General features: G+C 58.0%; 10 protein-coding genes. 5 read left to right on the top strand and 5 right to left on the bottom strand.

The window, feature by feature from the left end; translation table 11 throughout:
• The first annotated feature begins 296 nt into the window (after window positions 1–296).
• From VG146_18760 to VG146_18770, 3 genes are read left to right on the top strand one after another with little or no spacing between them, the layout of a single operon-like run.
• Window positions 297–7,091: a HAMP domain-containing protein gene (locus VG146_18760; GenBank protein ID HEV2394396.1), complete on the top strand. Its 6,795-nt coding sequence runs from the start codon at window positions 297–299 to the stop codon at window positions 7,089–7,091.
• 14 nt (window positions 7,092–7,105) lie between these two features.
• Window positions 7,106–8,776, top strand: a complete 1,671-nt coding sequence (locus VG146_18765) for an ATP-binding protein (protein HEV2394397.1) — start codon at window positions 7,106–7,108, stop codon at window positions 8,774–8,776.
• Window positions 8,763–9,203, top strand: coding sequence for a response regulator (locus VG146_18770; protein ID HEV2394398.1), 441 nt, complete (start codon window positions 8,763–8,765; stop codon window positions 9,201–9,203). Before VG146_18765 ends, VG146_18770 begins: the two co-directional genes overlap by 14 nt.
• A gap of 42 nt (window positions 9,204–9,245) precedes the next feature.
• Here VG146_18770 and VG146_18775 read toward each other — a convergent pair whose 3' ends face one another.
• Window positions 9,246–9,806: a response regulator gene (locus VG146_18775; protein ID HEV2394399.1), complete on the bottom strand. Its 561-nt coding sequence runs from the start codon at window positions 9,804–9,806 to the stop codon at window positions 9,246–9,248.
• 262 nt (window positions 9,807–10,068) lie between these two features.
• On the opposite strand from VG146_18775, the gene VG146_18780 reads away from it, so the two are divergent.
• On the top strand, window positions 10,069–10,860 hold the full coding sequence (locus VG146_18780; protein HEV2394400.1) for a methyltransferase domain-containing protein: 792 nt from the start codon (window positions 10,069–10,071) through the stop codon (window positions 10,858–10,860).
• A gap of 7 nt (window positions 10,861–10,867) precedes the next feature.
• Here the strand turns inward: VG146_18780 and VG146_18785 are convergent, their stop codons facing one another.
• From VG146_18785 to VG146_18795, 3 genes are all read right to left on the bottom strand, one after another.
• Window positions 10,868–12,496 (bottom strand): DUF5060 domain-containing protein, encoded by a 1,629-nt coding sequence (locus tag VG146_18785; protein HEV2394401.1) that lies wholly within the window; start codon window positions 12,494–12,496, stop codon window positions 10,868–10,870.
• A gap of 432 nt (window positions 12,497–12,928) precedes the next feature.
• Window positions 12,929–13,102 (bottom strand): hypothetical protein, encoded by a 174-nt coding sequence (locus VG146_18790; GenBank protein ID HEV2394402.1) that lies wholly within the window; start codon window positions 13,100–13,102, stop codon window positions 12,929–12,931.
• Window positions 13,103–13,315: 213 nt separating this feature from the next.
• Complete coding sequence (locus VG146_18795; GenBank protein ID HEV2394403.1) at window positions 13,316–14,116, bottom strand: hypothetical protein; 801 nt, start codon at window positions 14,114–14,116, stop codon at window positions 13,316–13,318.
• A 115-nt stretch (window positions 14,117–14,231) separates the two neighbouring features.
• Between VG146_18795 and VG146_18800 the strand changes: the two genes are divergently transcribed.
• On the top strand, window positions 14,232–14,450 hold the full coding sequence (locus VG146_18800) for a hypothetical protein (GenBank protein HEV2394404.1): 219 nt from the start codon (window positions 14,232–14,234) through the stop codon (window positions 14,448–14,450).
• Between the two features lie 872 nt (window positions 14,451–15,322).
• Here the strand turns inward: VG146_18800 and VG146_18805 are convergent.
• On the bottom strand, window positions 15,323–19,585 hold the full coding sequence (locus VG146_18805; protein ID HEV2394405.1) for a hypothetical protein: 4,263 nt from the start codon (window positions 19,583–19,585) through the stop codon (window positions 15,323–15,325).
• Window positions 19,586–19,998 lie beyond the last annotated feature (413 nt).

Consider the following 19,998-nt stretch of genomic DNA (forward strand, 5'->3'; position numbering starts at 1 on the left):
GGTCCGAACGTGGTATTGGCCCTGCAATTTATTGGCTGGTCCTTGGTTGCGCCCAGTGGCGCAACGTGCGTATTTGTTGGCTTAATAGTTAAAATTAGATAAGGCGCCGAATGAAAAAGCCCTCCATCGAAATGGAAGCCGCTGCTCCCGAAAGTCCCATCAACCAACCCATGTCCACCACCGCCAGTGGCCCGAACCAGAGACGCAAACGCCCCAGCCCTCCCGGTAAACGGAGTCTTGGTCCCGTCAACGGCAACTCCGGCCAAAGCAACGGGGATGGGGAGCTGGATTCGGCAATGATGCTGGCGGCGTTGATGGCTATCAAACAAGGCGATTTTAACGCGCGACTTCCCATCGCCTGGACGGGGATCAATGGCAAAGTCGCCGATACGTTCAACGATGTGGCCGAGTTGATGTCCCAATCCACCAGCGAGCTGAACCGCATCAGCCGTGTGGTGGGCCAGGAAGGGCGCATCCAGGAGCGTCTTACCCTGGGCCATGTGCAAGGGGCATGGTCCGACCGGGTCAATTCCGTCAACCTGCTGATCGACTGCCTTGCCCATCCCGTGAGCGAAACCGCGCGGGTCATCGGCGCGGTAGCCAAGGGCGACCTCTCTCAAACCATGGCGCTCGAAATGGACGGAAGGAAGCTCGAAGGGGAATTCCTGCGGACGGCCAAGACAGTCAATACGATGGTCAACCAGCTTGGGGCCTTTGCCTCGGAAGTCAACCGCGTGGCGCGTGAAGTGGGAACCGAAGGCAAGCTGGGCGGCCAGGCGAAAGTCAAAGGCGTTGCCGGCACGTGGAAGGACCTGACGGATAACGTGAACCTGATGGCCTCAAACCTGACCTCGCAGGTGCGCAATATTGCCACAGTCACCACGGCCGTTGCCAACGGGGACCTTACCAAGAAAATCACGGTCGATGTGCGCGGGGAGTTTCTCGAACTCAAGGACACGATCAATACGATGGTCGATCAGCTCCGCTCGTTTGCTTCCGAAGTGACGCGTGTGGCGCGCGAGGTCGGCACCGAAGGCAAACTGGGGGGCCAGGCCAAAGTCGAAGGTGTTTCGGGCACCTGGAAAGACCTGACGGACAATGTGAATTTCATGGCGGGCAACCTGACCTCGCAGGTGCGCAATATCGCCGCCGTCACCACCGCCGTGGCAACCGGGGACCTCTCCAAGAAGATCACCGTGGATGTCAAAGGGGAAATCCTGGAACTCAAAAACACGATCAACACGATGGTGGATCAGCTTTCGTCGTTTGCGGCGGAAGTGACGCGCGTGGCGCGCGAGGTCGGCACCGAAGGCAAGCTGGGCGGCCAGGCGGAAGTCAAAGGGGTCGCCGGCACGTGGAAAGACCTCACGGATTCGGTCAACTCGATGGCAGGCAACCTGACCGCTCAGGTCCGCAATATCGCCGATGTCACCACGGCCGTTGCCAATGGCGACCTCTCGAAGAAAATTACCGTGGATGTCAAAGGCGAAATCCTCCAGCTCAAGGACACCATCAATACGATGGTGGACCAACTCCGTTCGTTCGCCTCGGAAGTCACGCGCGTGGCGCGCGAGGTCGGCACCGAGGGCAAACTGGGCGGCCAGGCGGATGTCAAAGGGGTCGCGGGCACCTGGAAAGACCTGACGGACAACGTGAATTTCATGGCCAGCAACCTCACCGTCCAACTCCGGGACGTGTCGAAGGTGGCTACGGCCATTGCCAATGGCGACTTGACGCAAAAAATCACGGTGGATGTGCGCGGGGAGATTCTCCAGATCAAAAACGTCATCAATACGATGGTGGATCAGCTTTCGTCGTTTGCGGCGGAAGTGACGCGCGTGGCGCGTGAGGTAGGCACTGAAGGCAAACTGGGCGGGCAGGCGGAGGTCAAAGGGGTGGCCGGGACGTGGAAAGACCTGACGGATAACGTCAATTTCATGGCGGGCAATCTTACCTCGCAAGTGCGCAACATTGCCGAAGTGACGACCGCCGTGGCCACCGGGGATTTGTCCAAGAAGATCACCGTCAATGTGCGAGGTGAAATTCTCGAACTGAAGAACACGATCAATACGATGGTCGATCAGCTCTCGTCGTTTGCTGCGGAAGTGACGCGCGTGGCGCGGGAAGTGGGCACCGAAGGCAAGCTGGGCGGGCAGGCGGAGGTCAAAGGGGTGGCCGGGACGTGGAAAGACCTGACGGATTCGGTTAACTCGATGGCCGGCAATCTGACGGGGCAGGTGCGCAATATTGCGGAGGTGACCACTGCGGTGGCCAACGGGGACCTCTCGAAGAAGATTACCGTAGATGTCAAAGGGGAAATCCTGGAACTCAAAGATACCATCAATACGATGGTCGATCAGCTCCGCTCGTTCGCTTCTGAGGTCACGCGCGTCGCGCGCGAGGTTGGCACGGAAGGTAAGCTCGGGGGCCAGGCAGATGTGAAGGGGGTCGCCGGCACCTGGAAAGACCTCACCGATTCGGTCAATTCGATGGCGGGCAACCTGACAGCGCAGGTGCGCAACATTGCCGATGTGACGACCGCGGTCGCCAATGGCGACCTGTCCAAGAAGATCACTGTGGATGTCAAAGGGGAAATCCTGCAGCTCAAAGACACCATGAATACCATGGTCGATCAGCTCCGCTCGTTCGCCGCTGAAGTCACGCGCGTGGCGCGGGAAGTCGGCACGGAAGGCAAGCTAGGCGGCCAGGCCTTCGTGCGCGGCGTTGCCGGCACCTGGAAAGACCTGACCGACTCGGTCAATTCCATGGCCTCGAATCTCACCGCACAGGTGCGCAACATTGCGGATGTAACGACTGCCGTCGCCAATGGGGACCTCTCGAAGAAGATCACGGTGGATGTGCGGGGGGAAATCCTTCAACTCAAGGACACGATCAATACGATGGTGGATCAACTCTCGTCGTTTGCAGCGGAAGTGACGCGCGTCGCGCGCGAGGTCGGCACCGAAGGCAAACTGGGCGGCCAGGCGGAAGTCAAAGGGGTTGCCGGCACATGGAAGGACCTCACCGATTCAGTCAATTCCATGGCATCGAACCTCACCGGGCAGGTCCGCAACATCGCAGCCGTCACGACGGCGGTGGCCAACGGAGACCTCTCGAAGAAGATCACCGTGGACGTGAAAGGGGAAATCCTCGAGTTGAAGAACACGGTGAACACGATGGTGGATCAGCTCTCGTCGTTTGCGGCAGAGGTTACCCGCGTCGCGCGCGAGGTCGGCACGGAGGGCAAACTGGGCGGCCAGGCAGAAGTCAAAGGGGTAGCCGGCACCTGGAAGGACCTCACCGATTCGGTCAATTCCATGGCATCGAACCTCACCGGACAGGTCCGCAATATCGCTGCCGTCACGACTGCTGTTGCCACAGGCGACCTCTCGAAGAAGATCACCGTGGATGTCAAAGGCGAAATCCTCGAACTCAAGGACACGATCAATACGATGGTCGATCAGCTTCGCTCCTTCGCCTCCGAAGTGACCCGCGTGGCGCGCGAGGTGGGCAGCGAAGGCAAACTCGGTGGGCAGGCGGACGTGCGTGGCCTGGCCGGTGTCTGGAAAGACCTCACCGATAACGTCAATTTCATGGCGTCAAACCTCACGACACAGGTTCGCAATATCGCCGCCGTCACCACGGCCGTCGCCAACGGGGACCTCTCCAAGAAAATCACCGTAGATGTCAAAGGAGAAATCCTCGAACTGAAGAACACGGTGAATATCATGGTGGACCAGCTCTCGTCGTTTGCGGACGAGGTCACGCGCGTGGCGCGCGAGGTGGGCACGGAAGGCAAGCTGGGCGGCCAGGCCCAGGTCAAAGGCGTCTCGGGGACATGGAAGGACCTGACGGATAATGTGAATTTCATGGCGTCGAACCTCACCAACCAGGTGCGTGGGATAGCCAAAGTGGTTACCGCAGTTGCCAACGGGGACCTTAAGCGCAAGCTGCTTGTGGAGGCCAAAGGCGAAATCGCCGAGTTGGCTGATACCATCAACAGCATGATCGATACGCTGGCCACCTTTGCCGACCAGGTCACCACGGTCGCGCGCGAAGTGGGCGTGGAAGGCAAGCTGGGGGGCCAGGCAAGCGTCCCGGGCGCCGCTGGCACCTGGAAGGACCTCACTGATAATGTCAACCAGCTTGCGGCCAATCTTACGACTCAGGTGCGCGCCATTGCCGAAGTCGCTACGGCCGTTACCCAGGGGGACCTGACCCGTTCGATCCAGGTCGATGTGAAGGGCGAAATCCTCCAGCTTAAGGACACCATCAACGAGATGATCCGGAACCTGAAAGATACCACCATCAAGAATAACGAGCAGGACTGGCTTAAAACCAACCTCGCCAAGTTCACCCGGATGCTCCAAGGCCAAAAAGACATGCTCACGGTCGGCAAGCTCATCCTCTCGGAGCTTGCCCCTGTTGTATCCGCCCAGCACGGGGTCTTTTATCTCATGGAAACTCCCAAGGAGGAGCCGGTCTCTGAGGAGAACCAGAACGATCCTTATCTGAAGCTGCTGGCCAGCTACGCTTTTCGCAGCCGCAAAAATATCGGCAATAAATTCTCCCTCGGCGAGGGGCTCGTCGGCCAGGCGGCCCTCGAAAAGGAACGCATATTGGTGACCAACGCCCCGGACGATTACGTGCAGGTCACCTCGGGCCTGGGCCAGGCAAAGCCGACAAATATTATCGTGCTGCCGGTGCTTTTCGAAGGGCAGGTCAAGGCCGTCATGGAACTGTCCTCATTCGAGCGCTTCAGCCCCACGCACCAGGCCTTCCTGGACCAGTTGGTCGAATCGATCGGCATCGTCCTCAATACCATCGAGGCCAATAGCCGCACCGAAGACCTTCTTAAACAATCCCAATCGCTGGCCAAAGAACTCCAGAGCCGCCAGGAGGAACTCCAGCAAACCAACCTCGAACTGCAGGACAAAGCCAAGCTTCTTGCTGAGCAAAATGCCGAGGTGGAACGGAAGAATTCTGAAGTCGAACAGGCGCGCCAGGCGCTGGAAGAAAAAGCCGAGCAGCTTGCTGTCACCTCGCGATACAAATCGGAGTTCATGGCGAACATGTCGCACGAGCTGCGCACGCCGCTGAACAGCCTGCTCATCCTGGCCGATCAGCTCGCGCATAATACCGAAGGCAACCTCACACCCAAACAGATCGAGTTCGCCCGCACCATCCACGCCTCCGGCCAGGACCTGCTCACGCTCATCAATGACATTCTCGATCTGTCCAAGATCGAATCGGGCACCGTCACGGTGGATGTTGCCGCGCTGCGGTTTCTGGACCTGCATGATTATGTCGAGCGCACCTTCCGCCATGTGGCGGAAGCCAAGGGCCTCGATTTCAAAATCGAGCTGGACCCCGACCTCCCCTCCAACATCTTCACCGATTCGCAGCGGCTCGAACAGGTCATCCGCAATCTCCTGTCCAACGCCTTCAAGTTCACAGAAAAGGGCCAGGTGGTTTTCTCTCTAGGTACCGCTACCGAGGGGTGGAACCCGGAAAACGAGTCGCTCAACCGCGCCCGCTCTGTCATTGCCTTCTCGGTCAGCGATTCAGGCATCGGCATCGCCCCGGAGAAGCAACAGATCATCTTCGAGCCCTTCACCCAGGCCGACGGCAGCACCAGCCGCAAATACGGGGGCACCGGCCTTGGGCTGGCTATCAGCCGCCAAATCGCCCGCCTGCTCGGCGGTGAAATCCGCCTCGCCAGCGCGGTCGGCCAGGGCAGCGTCTTTACACTGTTCCTGCCGCAAACGCATATCCCGATGCGCACGCCGCGCAGGGACCTCACGCACCGGCCGCAAACCGCCGGCGTGCCGGCGGTTGCTCAACTGGCCGAACAGCAGCCCGATGAGGCGGGTCCAGTTCAGCAGACCCTGGTCGAAGATGACCGCGCTCAAATCGGCCCGCGCGACCAGGTCCTGCTTATCGTCGAGGATGACCCTGCTTTTGCGCGCATCCTGCTGGATATGGCGCACGAACAGGGGTTCAAGGCCATTATCACCACCCGGGGCGCCAATGCGCTGGCGATGGTCCGCGACCTCAAACCGGCGGCCGTCACTCTCGATCTGCACTTGCCCGACCTGGACGGCTGGCGGGTTCTGGACCACCTCAAAGTGGATTTGGCCACTCGCCATATCCCGGTTCACGTAATCTCTGTCGAACAAGACCCCGAGCCAACTCGCACGCAGGGCGCCTTGGGTTTTATTACCAAGTCCGAAACCAAGGACTCCTTGCGCGATGCTTTTGCCCAGCTCAAACAATTCGTCGAACGCCCGGTCAAAAACCTGCTGGTGGTTGAAGACGACGAAGTCCAAACCGGCAACATCCGCGAACTCATCGGCAACGGCGACGTGAAAACGACCGTCGTGGGCACCGGTAAGGATGCCCTCGCGGCGCTGCAGACCGAGAAGTACGATTGCATGGTGCTCGATCTGGGCCTGCCCGATATGCCCGGCACCGAGCTGCTCGAGCAAATCAAAAACGCCCAAGGCACCCGCGCTCTGCCAGTCATCATTTATACCGCGCGGGATTTGTCGCCGGACGAGAAATCAAAACTCGCGCACCTGGCCGAATCCATTGTGCTCAAGGACGTGCGGTCTCCCGATCGGCTGCTCGATGAAACGGCGCTGCTCCTCCACCGCAATGTGGCCAAATTGCCCGAGCGCCAGCGCAAAATGCTCGAACACCTCCATCATGGGGTGCTGGAAGGGAAAAAAGTCCTGGTGGTCGATGACGACGTTCGCAACATCTTCGCCATGACCAGTGTCCTGGAACGTTTCAAAATGAACGTTCTTTCGGCTGAAAATGGGAAGGACGCCATTCAACTATTGATGGAGAATCGTGACATCGACGTTGTCCTCATGGACATCATGCTCCCCACGATGGATGGGTACACCACTATCCGCGCCATCCGGGACATCGCTGTCTTCAAGCAACTGCCCATTATCGCCGTCACCGCCAAGGCTATGAAAGGCGACCGTGAAAAATGCATCGCGGCCGGCGCTTCGGATTATCTCTGCAAGCCTGTTGAATCCGAGCAACTCCGCTCGACCCTGCGCCTATGGCTGCATCATTGATTGCGAGGCACCCCATGAATGCAAACGAAGTCGTGCTGAGCGAACCGGCCTCCCCAGCCACCGAGTTTCCCTCCAACGGCTCGGTCCATAGCCCCGGCGCATCGGACCTCAAGGCCAGCATCCTGCTGGTCGATGATCGCCATGATAAGTTGCTGGCCGTCGAAACCATCCTCTCGACTTTGCACCAGAACATCGTCACGGCCACCTCCGGCAAAGAGGCCCTGCGCCGGCTCCTCAAAGAGGATTTTGCGGTTATCCTGCTGGATGTTTCCATGCCCGGCATGGATGGCTTCGAGACCGCCGCCCTCATCCGGCAGCGCCCGCGCTGCGAGCATACCCCTATCATCTTTATCACCTCAATCGGCAATACCGAAAATCAAATCTCCCAGGGCTATGCCCTCGGCGCGGTCGATTACATGCTCACCCCGATCGTTCCCGAGGTCCTGCGCACCAAAGTCTCGGTTTTTGTCGAACTGCACAAGCAAACCCAGCTCATCAAGTTCCAGGCCGAACAGTTGCGCCAGTTCGAGCAGTACCGTTATCAGCAGGAATTGGCTTATGTCGCGGACCGTCTGGAAATCGAGACCCGGCGCAACCGGTTTTTCACGCTGGCCCAGGATATGTTGGCGATTGGCAATTTCGATGGAGGTCTTCTGCAGGTTAATGCGTCCTGGACTAAGACCATGGGCTACTCTGAAGAGGAACTTAAAGGCCTGACCGGATTCGATGTGGTTCACCCCGATGACCGGGAAAAACTAACGGCTGGGCTGACCGCTTTGAAAAGCGGCACAGCCCTGCCTACTTTTGAAGGCCGTTTCCGGCACAAAAACGGGTCCTACATTTGGCTCGAAGGAACCGCCACACCTTTTCTCGAGGAGAAGCTTATCTATATTTTCACCCGGGACATCACTCGCCGCAAGGAAGCCGAAGAGAAGATCGTCCATTTGAACCGCGAACTGGAACACCGGGTGGCGGCGCTCACGGAGGCCAACGCCGAACTTGAGGCCTTCAACTACTCGATAGCGCATGATTTGCGAACCCCGCTTCGGTCAATGAGCGGCTTTGCCAGGGCGCTGCTTGAAGACGAAACCGCCAACCTCACTCCGCTCGGCCTCGAATACGCCACACGCGTCGCCCGGTCGGCCAAGTACATGGACTCTTTGCTGCTCGACCTGCTGGCTTATAGCCGGCTGGCCCGCGCGGAGATGGTTCCGGGGCCGGTCAATCTCGAAGAGCCGATCAACGAGCTCCTGACAGTTCTCGACCAGGAAATTCGCGAGCGCAAAGCCAAGGTCGAGGTCAACTCGCCTCTGGGCGAGGTGTGCGCCCACACCCCCACCCTCAAACAGATTCTCTCAAACCTCATCGGCAATAGCCTCAAGTTCACCGCCCAAGGGCGCCCCCCGCTCTTGAGCATCTTTACCAGCAAACATCCTGGCTTTGTCCGACTCTGGGTCGAAGACAATGGGATTGGGATTGCCCCTGAATATCACGAAAAGATTTTCGGTTTGTTCCAACGCCTGCACGACTCCAATAATTACCCCGGCACCGGCATCGGCCTGGCCCTCGTGAAAAAAGGGGCTGAGCGCATGGGCGGGCGCGCTGGAGTCGAATCCGAGTTGGGCAAGGGCAGCCGCTTCTGGGTGGATTTGCCCGCCATAGAACCCTCCCATGACAGAAAATAGAGTCTCAGAAAACAGAATCCTTCACGTCGAGGATAACCCGGACGATGTGCTCTTGACGGCGATGGCCTTTCGCAAGGCCGGGGCCGACGCAAAACTTGAGGTGGCCACTGATGGCGATAAAGCCATAGCTGCATTATCCAACGGCACTCCCCACCGCCTTCCGGTGTGCGTTCTGCTCGATATCAAGCTCCCCAGCAAGTCCGGTTTGGAGGTCCTCGCCTGGATACGTGGCCAGCCTCGGCTCAAACGCCTTCCGGTGATCATGCTCACCTCCTCGCTGATCCCGGACGACATCAAACGGGCATACGATCTCGGGGCCAATTCATATCTCCTCAAGCCTTCCGACCTGGATGGCCTCATCAGCCTCGCCAAAACAATCGACCACTACTGGCTCCGCACCAACACACCCCCGCCCCCGCCGGGATGAGGCCGCCGCTCTCCGGAGGGCACGTTTTAAAATAGATTGCCGCTACCCTCCTCCACCCTTGCTCTGTCTGCGGGGCAGCTTGATGACCTTATCTTTTAGCCGTTCCCTTGTCTTACCCTCTTCAGGCAATCGGCAGCGGGTCAGCCAGAAATCTGCCACCTGTCGAAGGGCATTAATGAATTCTGTCAGTTCAAGAGGCTTAGTCAGAAAGGAGTTCGCTCCTAATTGATATGCCCGCCTCACATCCGGCGAATAGGTGGAAGTGGTCAGCACCACAGCGGGCAAATGCCTCAAAGCCGGTTCCTGCCTCAACCACGTGAGCACCTCGAATCCGCTCATCCGGGGCATTCCAAGGTCCAGCAGGATCAGCTTGGGCAATGGATAATGCTCGCGGTCGCCATAGGGCCCTTGCCCGAGCAGGTAATGCTTGAGCAACTCGCCATCCGAGACAACGACCAGGCGTTCCTTAATCCCGAGTTTCTTGAACGCCCGCTGTATAAACAGCGCGTCATCGGGATTATCTTCTGCCAGTAAAACTATGCCGCCATTTGCCATGTCGCTTATGCCCGCCCCAGTGTTTCGGCGCCCCTGGTCTGCGCGCATCAGTCTAAGACAGAATCCAAAAATCGCTAAAGAAATTTTTTTGAGCCTCGGATTACGCGCAACAAATCGGGTGATTTCCCAGGGCCAAGGACAAGGTCAGTTCCAAACCTTTGCAGGAGACGACGCAAGGAGTCGAGTCTCTGATCAAGATTGTCAGTCTGGCCACCTTTGTTCACCTGGGGCTAATGACAGAGTCGAAGCAACGAGCCGCCATCTGTTCTCTGTAGTGGCGTTTTGAGGCAAGCCATTATAAAACATAACTGTGCCTCGCAAAATCAGCATCAGCTTTGTAATGGCTTTGCGCCGCCTTTGGCTCGTGCCTGCGCTTTGTCTGGCGCTTTGGCCGTCGCGCGCCAAGGCCCTCGATCAAACCTACCCGGCTGTCACTAATCGCTACGAGTTCCGCCGCGCGCACGACCCGGACGGGATTGGGAAGTTCTACATGGGCCGTGAGATAGCGCAAGTGATGGGCCACCAGGCGGCTGATTGGCTGGAGCGTCCGGAGCGCGAGCTGCAAGAGAATACTTCAGTGCTGATCGAACAACTGGGCGTCAAACCTGGGCAAGTGATGGCCGACATCGGGGCGGGCACCGGTTATTTAAGCCGGCGCTTGGCCCGTAAAACAGGTCCTTCCGGAAAAGTACTCGCCGAAGATATTCAACCCGAGATGCTGGAGTTGCTGTCTAAAAACATGGCGTCACGGGCCATCACCAATGTGGTCCCGATCCTGGGAACAGCGACCGACCCGCGGCTGCCGGCCAGGGCGGTGGACCTGGTTGTTCTGGTGGATGTATATCACGAATTCGATTTCCCATATGAAATGATGCAGGCCATTTGCCGGTCTCTAAAGCCCAATGGCCGGGTGGCGTTCGTCGAGTATCGGGCCGAGGACCCGGCTGTGCCAATCAAGCCTCTGCACAAGATGAGCCGGGCCCAGGTTAAAAAAGAGATGTCGGTCTTGCCGCTGCGCTGGGTCCGGACCATCGAGATACTGCCCTGGCAACATATTTTGGTATTTCAGTTCAATGGCAGTTCGAGCCAGGCAAAAAGATGAGCCGCAACTATTTTTTCTTCAGCAGCAGCGCCCAATCCAGCCAGCCCGGGGTGTGCGGTGAGGTCCAAACCGGGCCTTGAATCGGCGGCAAGGGCGCGGTTTCTCCGGTAAAGGCGTTGAACCAGGTTCCTTCGTATGCGCCCGGTTCGAGGTGTATTGTGACGTCTCCTTCCCGAGGCAGGTACACGGCGTAAATCTCGCCCGGTTTGGCCAGGCAAAACGCGCCGTTGTTGACCAGTTCGTCATGGGGTTGGGTCTTCCACCAGTCGAAGCTCGTGAAGAAATCGACCATGTGCTCATACCCTTTGAGCATCACCATGGTGTCGTCGCCGCGCCCATTAATCCAGCCGCCGCCGGTGTCGGGCCAGATATTGACGCCGCGCCGCGCCGTCTCCCCGGCGGTGCCGTAAGCGCCGGCCATGGCGATTTCCCAGGCCATGTGACGCAAGGTCTCCGCCGAATCCCCGTGCGGGTAAGGTCCCCAATGAGGGTAGTGGTCTTCATAGCCGTATTCTTCATTGCATTGTGGGATGATGCGGCCCGTTTTGAGCTGGATTTGCCTCTCATCGAGCATCAGGGCGTGCTGGCTTCGTGACCAATCCTGGATGGACGTAAACCCGAACCAAGCCGAGGCGCGGTCCTGGTGCTGGCGCTGAACCGGGTGGCTGGAGGCCAGGTGCCTGGCTTGGTCTAATCCAACCAGCATGGCGCCGGTCTGGTGCGCCCAGGCTTCATCGCGAAAACTGTCCAAATCATCCCCGAGGTCCCAGGTGATATTCGAAAATGCGCCCAGGCGCGCGGCGGCGTAGTGGATGTAGCGCCGCTCGTCCTGGCTGCCGGCGGGGGGTTGGGCGTGGTGAGTCGAGATGTCGAGAATCACCGAGATGATCATATCGCGCTGGCGGGCGAAGCGGAGCATGCGCTCCCATTTCTGCCAATAACCAACATTGAAGCGCGCGTAATCCAGGCCGGGGTGCTCGAAATCTCCAGGCGCCTTGCCGGCCCAGGGGCGCAGGGCCATGGTGAAGTTTTCGCCAGTCATCACCGGCTCGCCCCAATAAATGTTGGCATCGCCTGAGAGCAGCACACGCAGCCGATTGATCTTCAGCCGGTGCAGCCGCTCGATGGCGTTCTGGATGATTCGCTCATCCCGCCAACCCATCAGCCAGAACGCCGTCGTGCCATTGAAAAAATAGTGCTCCCCGGTCCCTTCCCAAATGAAATGCCACGGGTATTTTGGGTCCACGCGAATTGGGCCGCGGCGATGACCGGCGGTTGCGTGGAACGTGCCGGTGTTTGTTCGTGCGAAATCGCCCTCGCGGTAAATGACCGAATAGGAATAGTCACCCGCAACGTCGGGCATAAAGCGGATGCGAAACAGACCGCCATCGGGTGAATCGCAGAAACCTTCCACCGGGACGCCGGTGCTTTCGCCGTTAGGGGCGAACGAGCCGCTCAGCGCGGCCTGGGTGAAAGGGTTTGAGGTGTCCGGTCCGTCCACGCGCGCGGACACTTCGGTAAAATCATAGACCTCGACGTCCCTGGCGGGCTCGAACGAGACCCCCCGGGGCGCGGCAGAAAGCGGGTGTCCCACAGCCAAGGAGAGCAGGGCAATGAAGCCAATTCGATTGTTCATAGTGGGCGCGGCTACTTTAGCGCCGAGGGCAGGGGTGAGTCACGGGGAATTTCTATTGACCTATTGACTGCTTACTGCTTCGGTTGGCGGCGTTGTTGCTTGTGTTGGAGCCTTTTTGTTCAATACCGTGGGATCGAGCGCTTGCGCGCGGAGAATATTTCGCTCCTCTTAAGGGTCGCATTACGAAACCATTTTCCGTGAAAGCGGTTCTAACAGGGGCGGAATGGAAGCTAAGCACGTCGCCGCTAGGTGAAGGATGTCTTTGACCGTCCGGACGCACGACGTAGCAACGGCTGGTCGAATTTATTAGGACCGCTTCAGCGCCTCTCAATGCAATCGCCCGCCTGCCGGTTTCATGAGCCAGATGTGCGCGGGGATAAAAGACGGTGAAATCGTCATATTTCATAATCTTAACATATTCTTCTCAGGGCCTCACTCAGGATCAATGCGCACAGGGTCCACATTGAGAGCAATCTTGTTCTTCAGGCAGTGCTGGTAAAACCGCTGGGAAATCACGAGAGCGGGGTGGGTCTCCATGTAGTGCTCCAGCGTCCTGGCGATGTCAAAGGGCCCCATTTGCACCAGGTCGCTTTGCCGGTAATGCACCTGTCTCGGGTGACCGTCTTGATGTCCAGCCCCGGCCGTGGGGTGCCGCCGCAGCTAAATCCCAGCGGGGCGACGAACGTTTCGTAACTGCCCGGGCCGTGCAAGAGGAGGTCCAACTCGATTTGAGGGTCGCAAGCAGGCGGGTTGGCGAGACCATTGTTCAAGGTTGGCCACGTAGTTGGCGCAGGGCCCTGGGTCGCTGGTCGACTGGATTTACTCCGGGTCGATTCGAGCGGGCATGGCCTCGAGTCGGATTTTGTTCTGCAGGCAATACCGGTAAAACCGCTGGGAGACGACCAAGGCATGCTCTCGCATCCCCAGCCGCTCAAATGTCTGGGCGATGTCGAACGAGCCTACCTTCTCAAGTTCGCTCCGCCGGTAATGCGGCTCCCCGTAGCGGTAGGGCTCATCCTCGATGCCGTAAGTTTCGACGGGGCAGTCCCTAAAGGGAACCGAGTTGACCATCTTCGGCAAGCTCAGGTGGCTCTTTAGCTCCCAAAAGGGCTCTCGAGAGCCGTGTATTGACTTTCCTTTTATGCAGACCTCCCCGAAGGCCAAGGAGGCCAAGTTGCCACTCTCCAGGGTGCGACGGACGCTATCCGATACCACGATCCACGGCTTTGGGTAGATCGAACCCACCTTCACGCTGCTTTTGGCCTTGGTAGCTGGAAGCCACAACCGGCCTGCAGCGTCCCGCTGGTCGGCGTCCTGGAACATCTTGCGCTGGATCAGCAGTAGAAGGAGAGGCGCCTCTTTTAGATCGACCGCATCATAAATGCGGACCAAACCGTACACATAAGACCCGACCGTCTCTCCCCGGGTCTCTTTCAGGCCTTGCTCCTTGCAGAGCGCCAAAACACGCTCAACAAGGCGCCCCGATTCCTCGTCGCCCGGCTTGGCCTCCAGAAAGAAAAAGTCTGATTTTCGGCTCGTCGGGTACAAGCTGCAGATTGACTCATAGAGGTCTATAGGAGTTCGCCGTTGACTAACTGAGATGCTGCGAAACAGTTTCATTCGGTGATCGGTATGTAGTGGACTTTTGAAAACGCCCGGACTACCGGGACCATGTCAGCATATTCGGGGTAACTTTTGAGGAATCTGAGGTACTCATCAAGCACCTGATAGGCCTGTGCGTAACGGGCCGCTCGGCGTGGCCTTGATATCCGGCAAGTTCCAGTCGCTGAGGATGTTTTCGTTCCGCATGCTCTATGGCACCTATCGTGCCCTGGGCTTCTTCTACGGCTCTGGCGTCGTGGTGGCGGGCTGCAAAACGGTCATTGGCGGACGCTGCAAGGGCTCCGGTATGCTCTGGTCCGAGCCCGGCTCACCTCAGGGTGGCTGGTTTTGATTCGCCCGGTGACCCTCCTGCCAACGTCAATCAACTGGCACCCTCGTCAAGTCGTACTGGCCAAACAATCACCGGTACTCCGCGGCTGCGTAGAAGTTTGTACAATGCATTAGAGATTACGATGGATTGTTGTGGGATCCATAGGTGCTCGAACGTTTGGGCGATATCAAACGGCCTCAGTCCCTGCAGGTCGCCTCGAGCGTAGTGGATCTCACCGATGGCGTATGGAGGGTCGTGGATGAATACCATCCGGGAATAGTCGCCGTTGAATGGTTCCACCGTTCCCGCCGGCCCCCTTCCGTAACACATTAGTCTATTAGTGTTCGCGAGCTTCGGAAGTGTAATGGAAGTGCCCAACTCCCAATATGGGGCAGAGTGGGTTTCCGAGAGTGGGCCCTCGGTGACAACTTTGCGGAATTGGACTCCCCGGAAGCGCCCTTGCTCGAGCATTTGGCGGGTTGAATCCGCTGCAACAAGCCAGTGATTAAGCTCACCGAAATCCTGGAGCCGGCTAGCTTTCGCAGACTGCAGCCTGAGCCGGCCCTCAACATCGCGGTTATCGTCGGAGCGCACCTTCCGGTCCCTGACCTCAACGATCCTGAGAAGCTCGCAGGCGTCCAGATCACTCTCTTCGTATTCGCGGTCCAAAACGTAGCCATAACTTCCAGGATCACCAAAATTGGTCCGACCGAGACCAAACGACCGACACATGTTGACCAGCAGCGCGATTTTGAAACGTTTTGATGACTCGCCGCTGCGAGCCTCGAGTTTAACGTCCTCGGCACGGGCCCCGGACGGGGCAAGCATCCTGCATAAGCGATAAAGCCCAGGCGGCGAACCTCGCTGTCGGATTCGGAAGGCGATCTTGTATTTCATTGCGTAAATGGAATATTGTGCTCCTGTGCCCACCCGCGCAATGGTTTCGAGAACTTTGTTACATCACTGTTTGGATTGTTGTCGACAAATTCCAGCAGTGCATCCATTAACTCCTGCGGAGTAACGTATCGGCTAAGAGCATCCTGCGCTTCAGGAAAAGGTCCGCCGTTCATAAGGGTGTGAATACTGCCCGCCCTCCCCTTTGCATGCTCGAACACGGTCAATATCTGTACCGGGCAGTCATCTTTGTTGAGAATCTGCACGCCAAGCTCAATAAATCGGTCTTGGAGGTACTTCGGCGGCCAATGATGCCCAACGAGCCAATCATCGGGCATAAAGCCCTCAATCGAAGTGATTAGACCGATGTCCTCTTCATCGGCCACAAGCACATGCGTCACGCCCTTTTGCGCCTTTAAGGAGTCAAAGTCGGCATATCTTAAAACGTCCTCATACTCGCCGGCTGAGGGAACCGTGGCGCATTTATCGACAACGGCTGCCTGGTACGTCCTTAGACGTGCGGCAATGTTGCGTTCGCCCGCGTTCGGCAGTTCATTCATCAGGCTTTCCAGCACTTTCGCTCGACGGCTCGCAACGCCATCACTAGCGAGCTTGATAGCCATCCCCCCAGAAAGCCGCTCCCCTGCAGCACCGATTTCCGTGCCCGTGCGCAGGGCCGGTACCTCAGATGCTCGCAAGCCAATAATTGGCGGAGTGGGTTTATTCCCTTTAGCCAACTCTATGACCTTCAGAATGATGTTCAGCAGTTGCGGATTTTCCTTGATCCACTGGACCTCGGAGAGTTTCGTGAGCACCGCCACTTTGCTCACTTGGGCCGCCTTGGTGACGGGCAAGATGATAAGGACTGCCTCAAGTGTGATCCGCCCTTTGACCTCGCCACGTTTGAAAGCGGAGCTCTCGATGTATTCATTATTGATGGCGACCATGGCCTCGACCATGTAGGCGGCCAAGAGGCGGACGGTCTCAGACTGGCGCCAGGCTTCCGGCCAGTCTCCACTCGCGGCGGCCTCCAAGCTGGCCAATTCACCGCGCTCGAGTGACGACCATAAATCCCAGACTGCCTGGGCGGCACGAGAGGCTTGTTCCGTTTTGGTGTTGAGATTGATTACGAATTGCAAGTCCTGCTCGTTCGCTATACCAAGAGATAAGTGCTGATAAGCGATGAAGTATTTCGCTTCGAGAACGGTGACTTTCGCGTTTATGACCGCAAATTGGAACAAGCCTTTCACGTCATCCATGCCCTGTACCCCGATTCCGTAGAAGTACCCTGCGCTTTCCTCAAAACCGTCAAAGGGACCGGCAACTGCGGGCAGAAGGCGGGCGCTCTTCAGGGCGGTCAGAATCCGTGCTTCTGGGGTGCGGTCCGGACCGGCAGCGTAGAAATTATTGTCCGGTCCTTTCGCCACTTTCTCAGGATGGGCTGCGGAAAGGTTGGCAAGCACGTCGAACGGGCCTGTGAATCGGAGGTAGTAAGGGTGAATTTCTCCTCCTTCAGAGCCCGTGAGGAAGGTCGCTGGGGTGAATTGGAATATCCACCCGTCGAACGGACTGGCGTCGCTATCCAGCCCATCCAATGACGCGAGCGCAGGCGAGGCGAGGGGATTGGACGTTGCCAGCACGGTCCAGGAGTACTCGGCAGAGCCAGTCAAACCGACTCCCGGAACTTTGTCCGTCGCCGCCAGGCGCAGCCAATTCAGCCCGGTGGACACATCCACGTCGTTGAAAACCAAGTCAAATTCGGTGTAGGTGGCGTATGGTTTTGTGAACGATATATCTGCTGCGCTTTTAGGTTGGTTAAATGCGAAGATTGTGGGGTTAGGCAAGGGCTCGCCGTTAAGCGAGATGGAGATGTCCTGGAGGCTGCCATCCAATTTACTCCCAATCTTTCCCTCATCGCCTGGGGTCAAATCGCACAGGCTTGACCGAATCCTGCCGCTGATCTCGAACGATCCCAGGAGCCTGGTGCCGTCCTCACTGGGATGCGGCTCGCCAAGAAACACGATACCGACATCCTCGAAGTAAGGCGCTGGGTGGGAATCTTTGAGTGAGGAGCGAACCTCCGCTGTCGAATCGCTTGTCGGCTCCACCGCCTCGACACCGATGACCGTTATACGGACTGCATCCTGCGTAATTTGGGATTGACCGTCCCCAGTGGGATCAAGCTCGACAGTGATCCGCTGGTCCGCCCTATAATAGCTGGGCGCAATTCCTTCCGCGTAGGCGGTAATAAGGTGGGTGGTATCGTTGAAGCCCAACTGTGCTGGTGTATAGACCCCCGGAGCAAGATAGTCGCCGGCAGTTGAGGGAGAGTTGGCGCTGTTCGGGTTTCGTGGTTGGTCGCCATCCTTAAGCCAAAGACGGAGATGCCCAGGGGCCGGCTGCCAGTTTCCAGCCTGGTCCCGGGTCACGCCCGTAGGATCGGAAGCGTCGTAGGCCAGAGTAACGCGGGCCGCGGAAAGGTTTAAGCCGTTGGGTATTTCCATCACCACAGGAACGAAGTGGTTCGGGCCAGCGCTGTCATCGTCGTTTCCAGCAATGCCATCGAGGTCGAAGCCGTCTGCGAAATCCGGAATGCCATCGAGGTCGGCGTCACCCGCATTGACGTAGATGATCTTGCCGGACCTGAGGGGATTGTCCTCGATGAAGTCCTCGTATGTACTGCGGTCGGCAGGATTGATGCCATTGTTGTTATCCGAATCAATGTCCACATCAATTCCGGTAGCTTGGGTTGGGTTTCCCCCGTAGCTGAACCCGAGGGGTACCACGAAGGTCTCGTAACCGCCTCCGCCGTTGGGGAGGGGATGCCAAACCAAGTCCAATTCGATCTGGGGGTCACAGGATGGGTGATTGGCAGTGCCGCTGTTGCGGTTGGCGACGTAATTCGCGCAGGCTTGGGAATCGCTGGTGGATTGGTCCACACGGCCCATCCAGAGGGAGCCGTATTGGTCATCACAGGTGGCAGCCGGCATCGGAATGAATACTCCATTAGTGCAGTCCGCGCCGGGGGAGTTGGGCTGGACATAGACGGCGGGCTGGCAGCAGTCGTAATCGTAATGGATGGGCTGGCAGTTCATCCCGGACACCCACCATGAGCCGGGTCCGATGTAATACCTCTGGTCAGGATCGTTTGCAGGGTTGGTGATTGGCGTGAAACCGACCGGGGCGCACCCAGCCATTGCTGGACAGGTTGTCATAGAGTCGTTCCAGAATCTGGCAGCGGCCGTGCATTGGTAGCTCTCGATAAAGCTGCGGAAATCGAAATCCCAGTCTTTAAAGACAAAATCCATGCCGGGCGCGGCCGCAGAGTCGAGCGTTTCAGCCCACTTGCACTTGATCAGGCAGCCCGCGCCGTACCCGCCCTCCTCGTACTCTCCATCGGTATCAGTGATGTAGGGGCTTTTGAGCCGGAACATCAAATGGTCGCTGCCCTCAACAGAGGATCCATAGGCCCAAAAAGGCCCGCCGGGGAAAACGCGGGCCTGATCGGCGTCCACCCATTGTGTGGCATTGGGGAACGGGGATGCCGCGCCGTAGGACTGGATAAAACCCTGGGGATGTCCGCGGTCGGTTTCCTCGAAGCCCCAGTTAATGTGATAAAAATTGAAATACGGCTCGTGTGTGTAGAGTTCGCCATTGGGACCGTGAACCTCGAGTGGTGCGCCAAGCACAGCGCCCTCTGGCTGAGAAGGCCATGGGAGCGGCTTGGGCGGTGGGTCGCCGGACACCACTATTGGCGCGGTGGCGCCGAGTTCGTTGTACGTTACCAGCGGACCCGTGGTGATGGCGCCATCATTGCGCCACGGGTATTGGACATCGTCAAGGAGGTTCCATTGGGCGAGGAGGGCGTCGCAATCCTGGTTTACCTGATCGCTTGTGTATGGCTCTCCATACGTAATCGTAGCATCATGGTGAGCGGAAGAGTCGTTCCCGCTGTTGTCTGTGTATGTGTGGTCATAAGAGTACTGGGCGCCGGCGTCGGACAACAGCAACGACCAGTCGTAGATGTCGTTCGGTTGCAGGTCAGACTCCTGGTCCCGGCAGCCATCGAAGCTGTAGAGGCCCGAAAATACATCGTGGTGGTAGGTGACCGATCCACTGAGGAGATCGCATGTAATCGTGCCGATATCATGCCCGTAGTGTCTTACGATGACGTCTGCGCAGTCTATAGATCCCTCATCTGTCCAATCCCATTGGAAATTCCATGAGCATTGGATGCTGCTGCCGAACCCGCTGTATGTCACGGGGAGGCTTCCCTGGCCTGGCACGTCGATTGTTCCGCCAGGTGGGAGAGCCCCGGAATAATAATCGATGATGTTCCCAAGATTGGCCTTCGCGGAAATGTCGATTGCATCCCGTGCGTCACCGCTGTCCCCGGTCTCGCTGGTGCTCTCTGTGGTCCTGCCGCTAAATCGGCTGACACTGCAGGTGCTGGAGGCGGTACCTTCAAGTCGAGGGTAGGGAATCCCCCTGTAGCTCCCTTGACTCCAGCAATTCCCAACCGCTTGCAAATCCAGCGGCGGTTCCGAATTAGGGATTTTTCGGGTTCGTCCGAGTTGTAACTGTGCGCTGGCTGCTGGCGGTTGCCTAACAGTCGCCCCCTCTTTTCCCAGGAGCCCAGGATGTTTTTCTTCGGGTGGCGGTTTTCTGGACGGCT

The sequence above is a fragment of the Verrucomicrobiia bacterium genome, from assembly GCA_035946615.1.
Lineage (GTDB): Bacteria > Verrucomicrobiota > Verrucomicrobiia > Limisphaerales > UBA8199 > DASYZB01.

Excerpts from the sequence above, each read along its gene's own strand:
- VG146_18760 (HEV2394396.1), top strand. The coding sequence starts at position 297 with ATGATGCTGGCGGCGTTGATGGCTATCAAACAAGGCGATTTTAACGCG.
- VG146_18785 (HEV2394401.1), bottom strand. The coding sequence starts at position 12,496 with ATGAACAATCGAATTGGCTTCATTGCCCTGCTCTCCTTGGCTGTGGGA.
- VG146_18775 (HEV2394399.1), bottom strand. The coding sequence starts at position 9,806 with ATGCGCGCAGACCAGGGGCGCCGAAACACTGGGGCGGGCATAAGCGAC.
- VG146_18770 (HEV2394398.1), top strand. The coding sequence starts at position 8,763 with ATGACAGAAAATAGAGTCTCAGAAAACAGAATCCTTCACGTCGAGGAT.
- VG146_18765 (HEV2394397.1), top strand. The coding sequence starts at position 7,106 with ATGAATGCAAACGAAGTCGTGCTGAGCGAACCGGCCTCCCCAGCCACC.
- VG146_18795 (HEV2394403.1), bottom strand. The coding sequence starts at position 14,116 with ATGAAACTGTTTCGCAGCATCTCAGTTAGTCAACGGCGAACTCCTATA.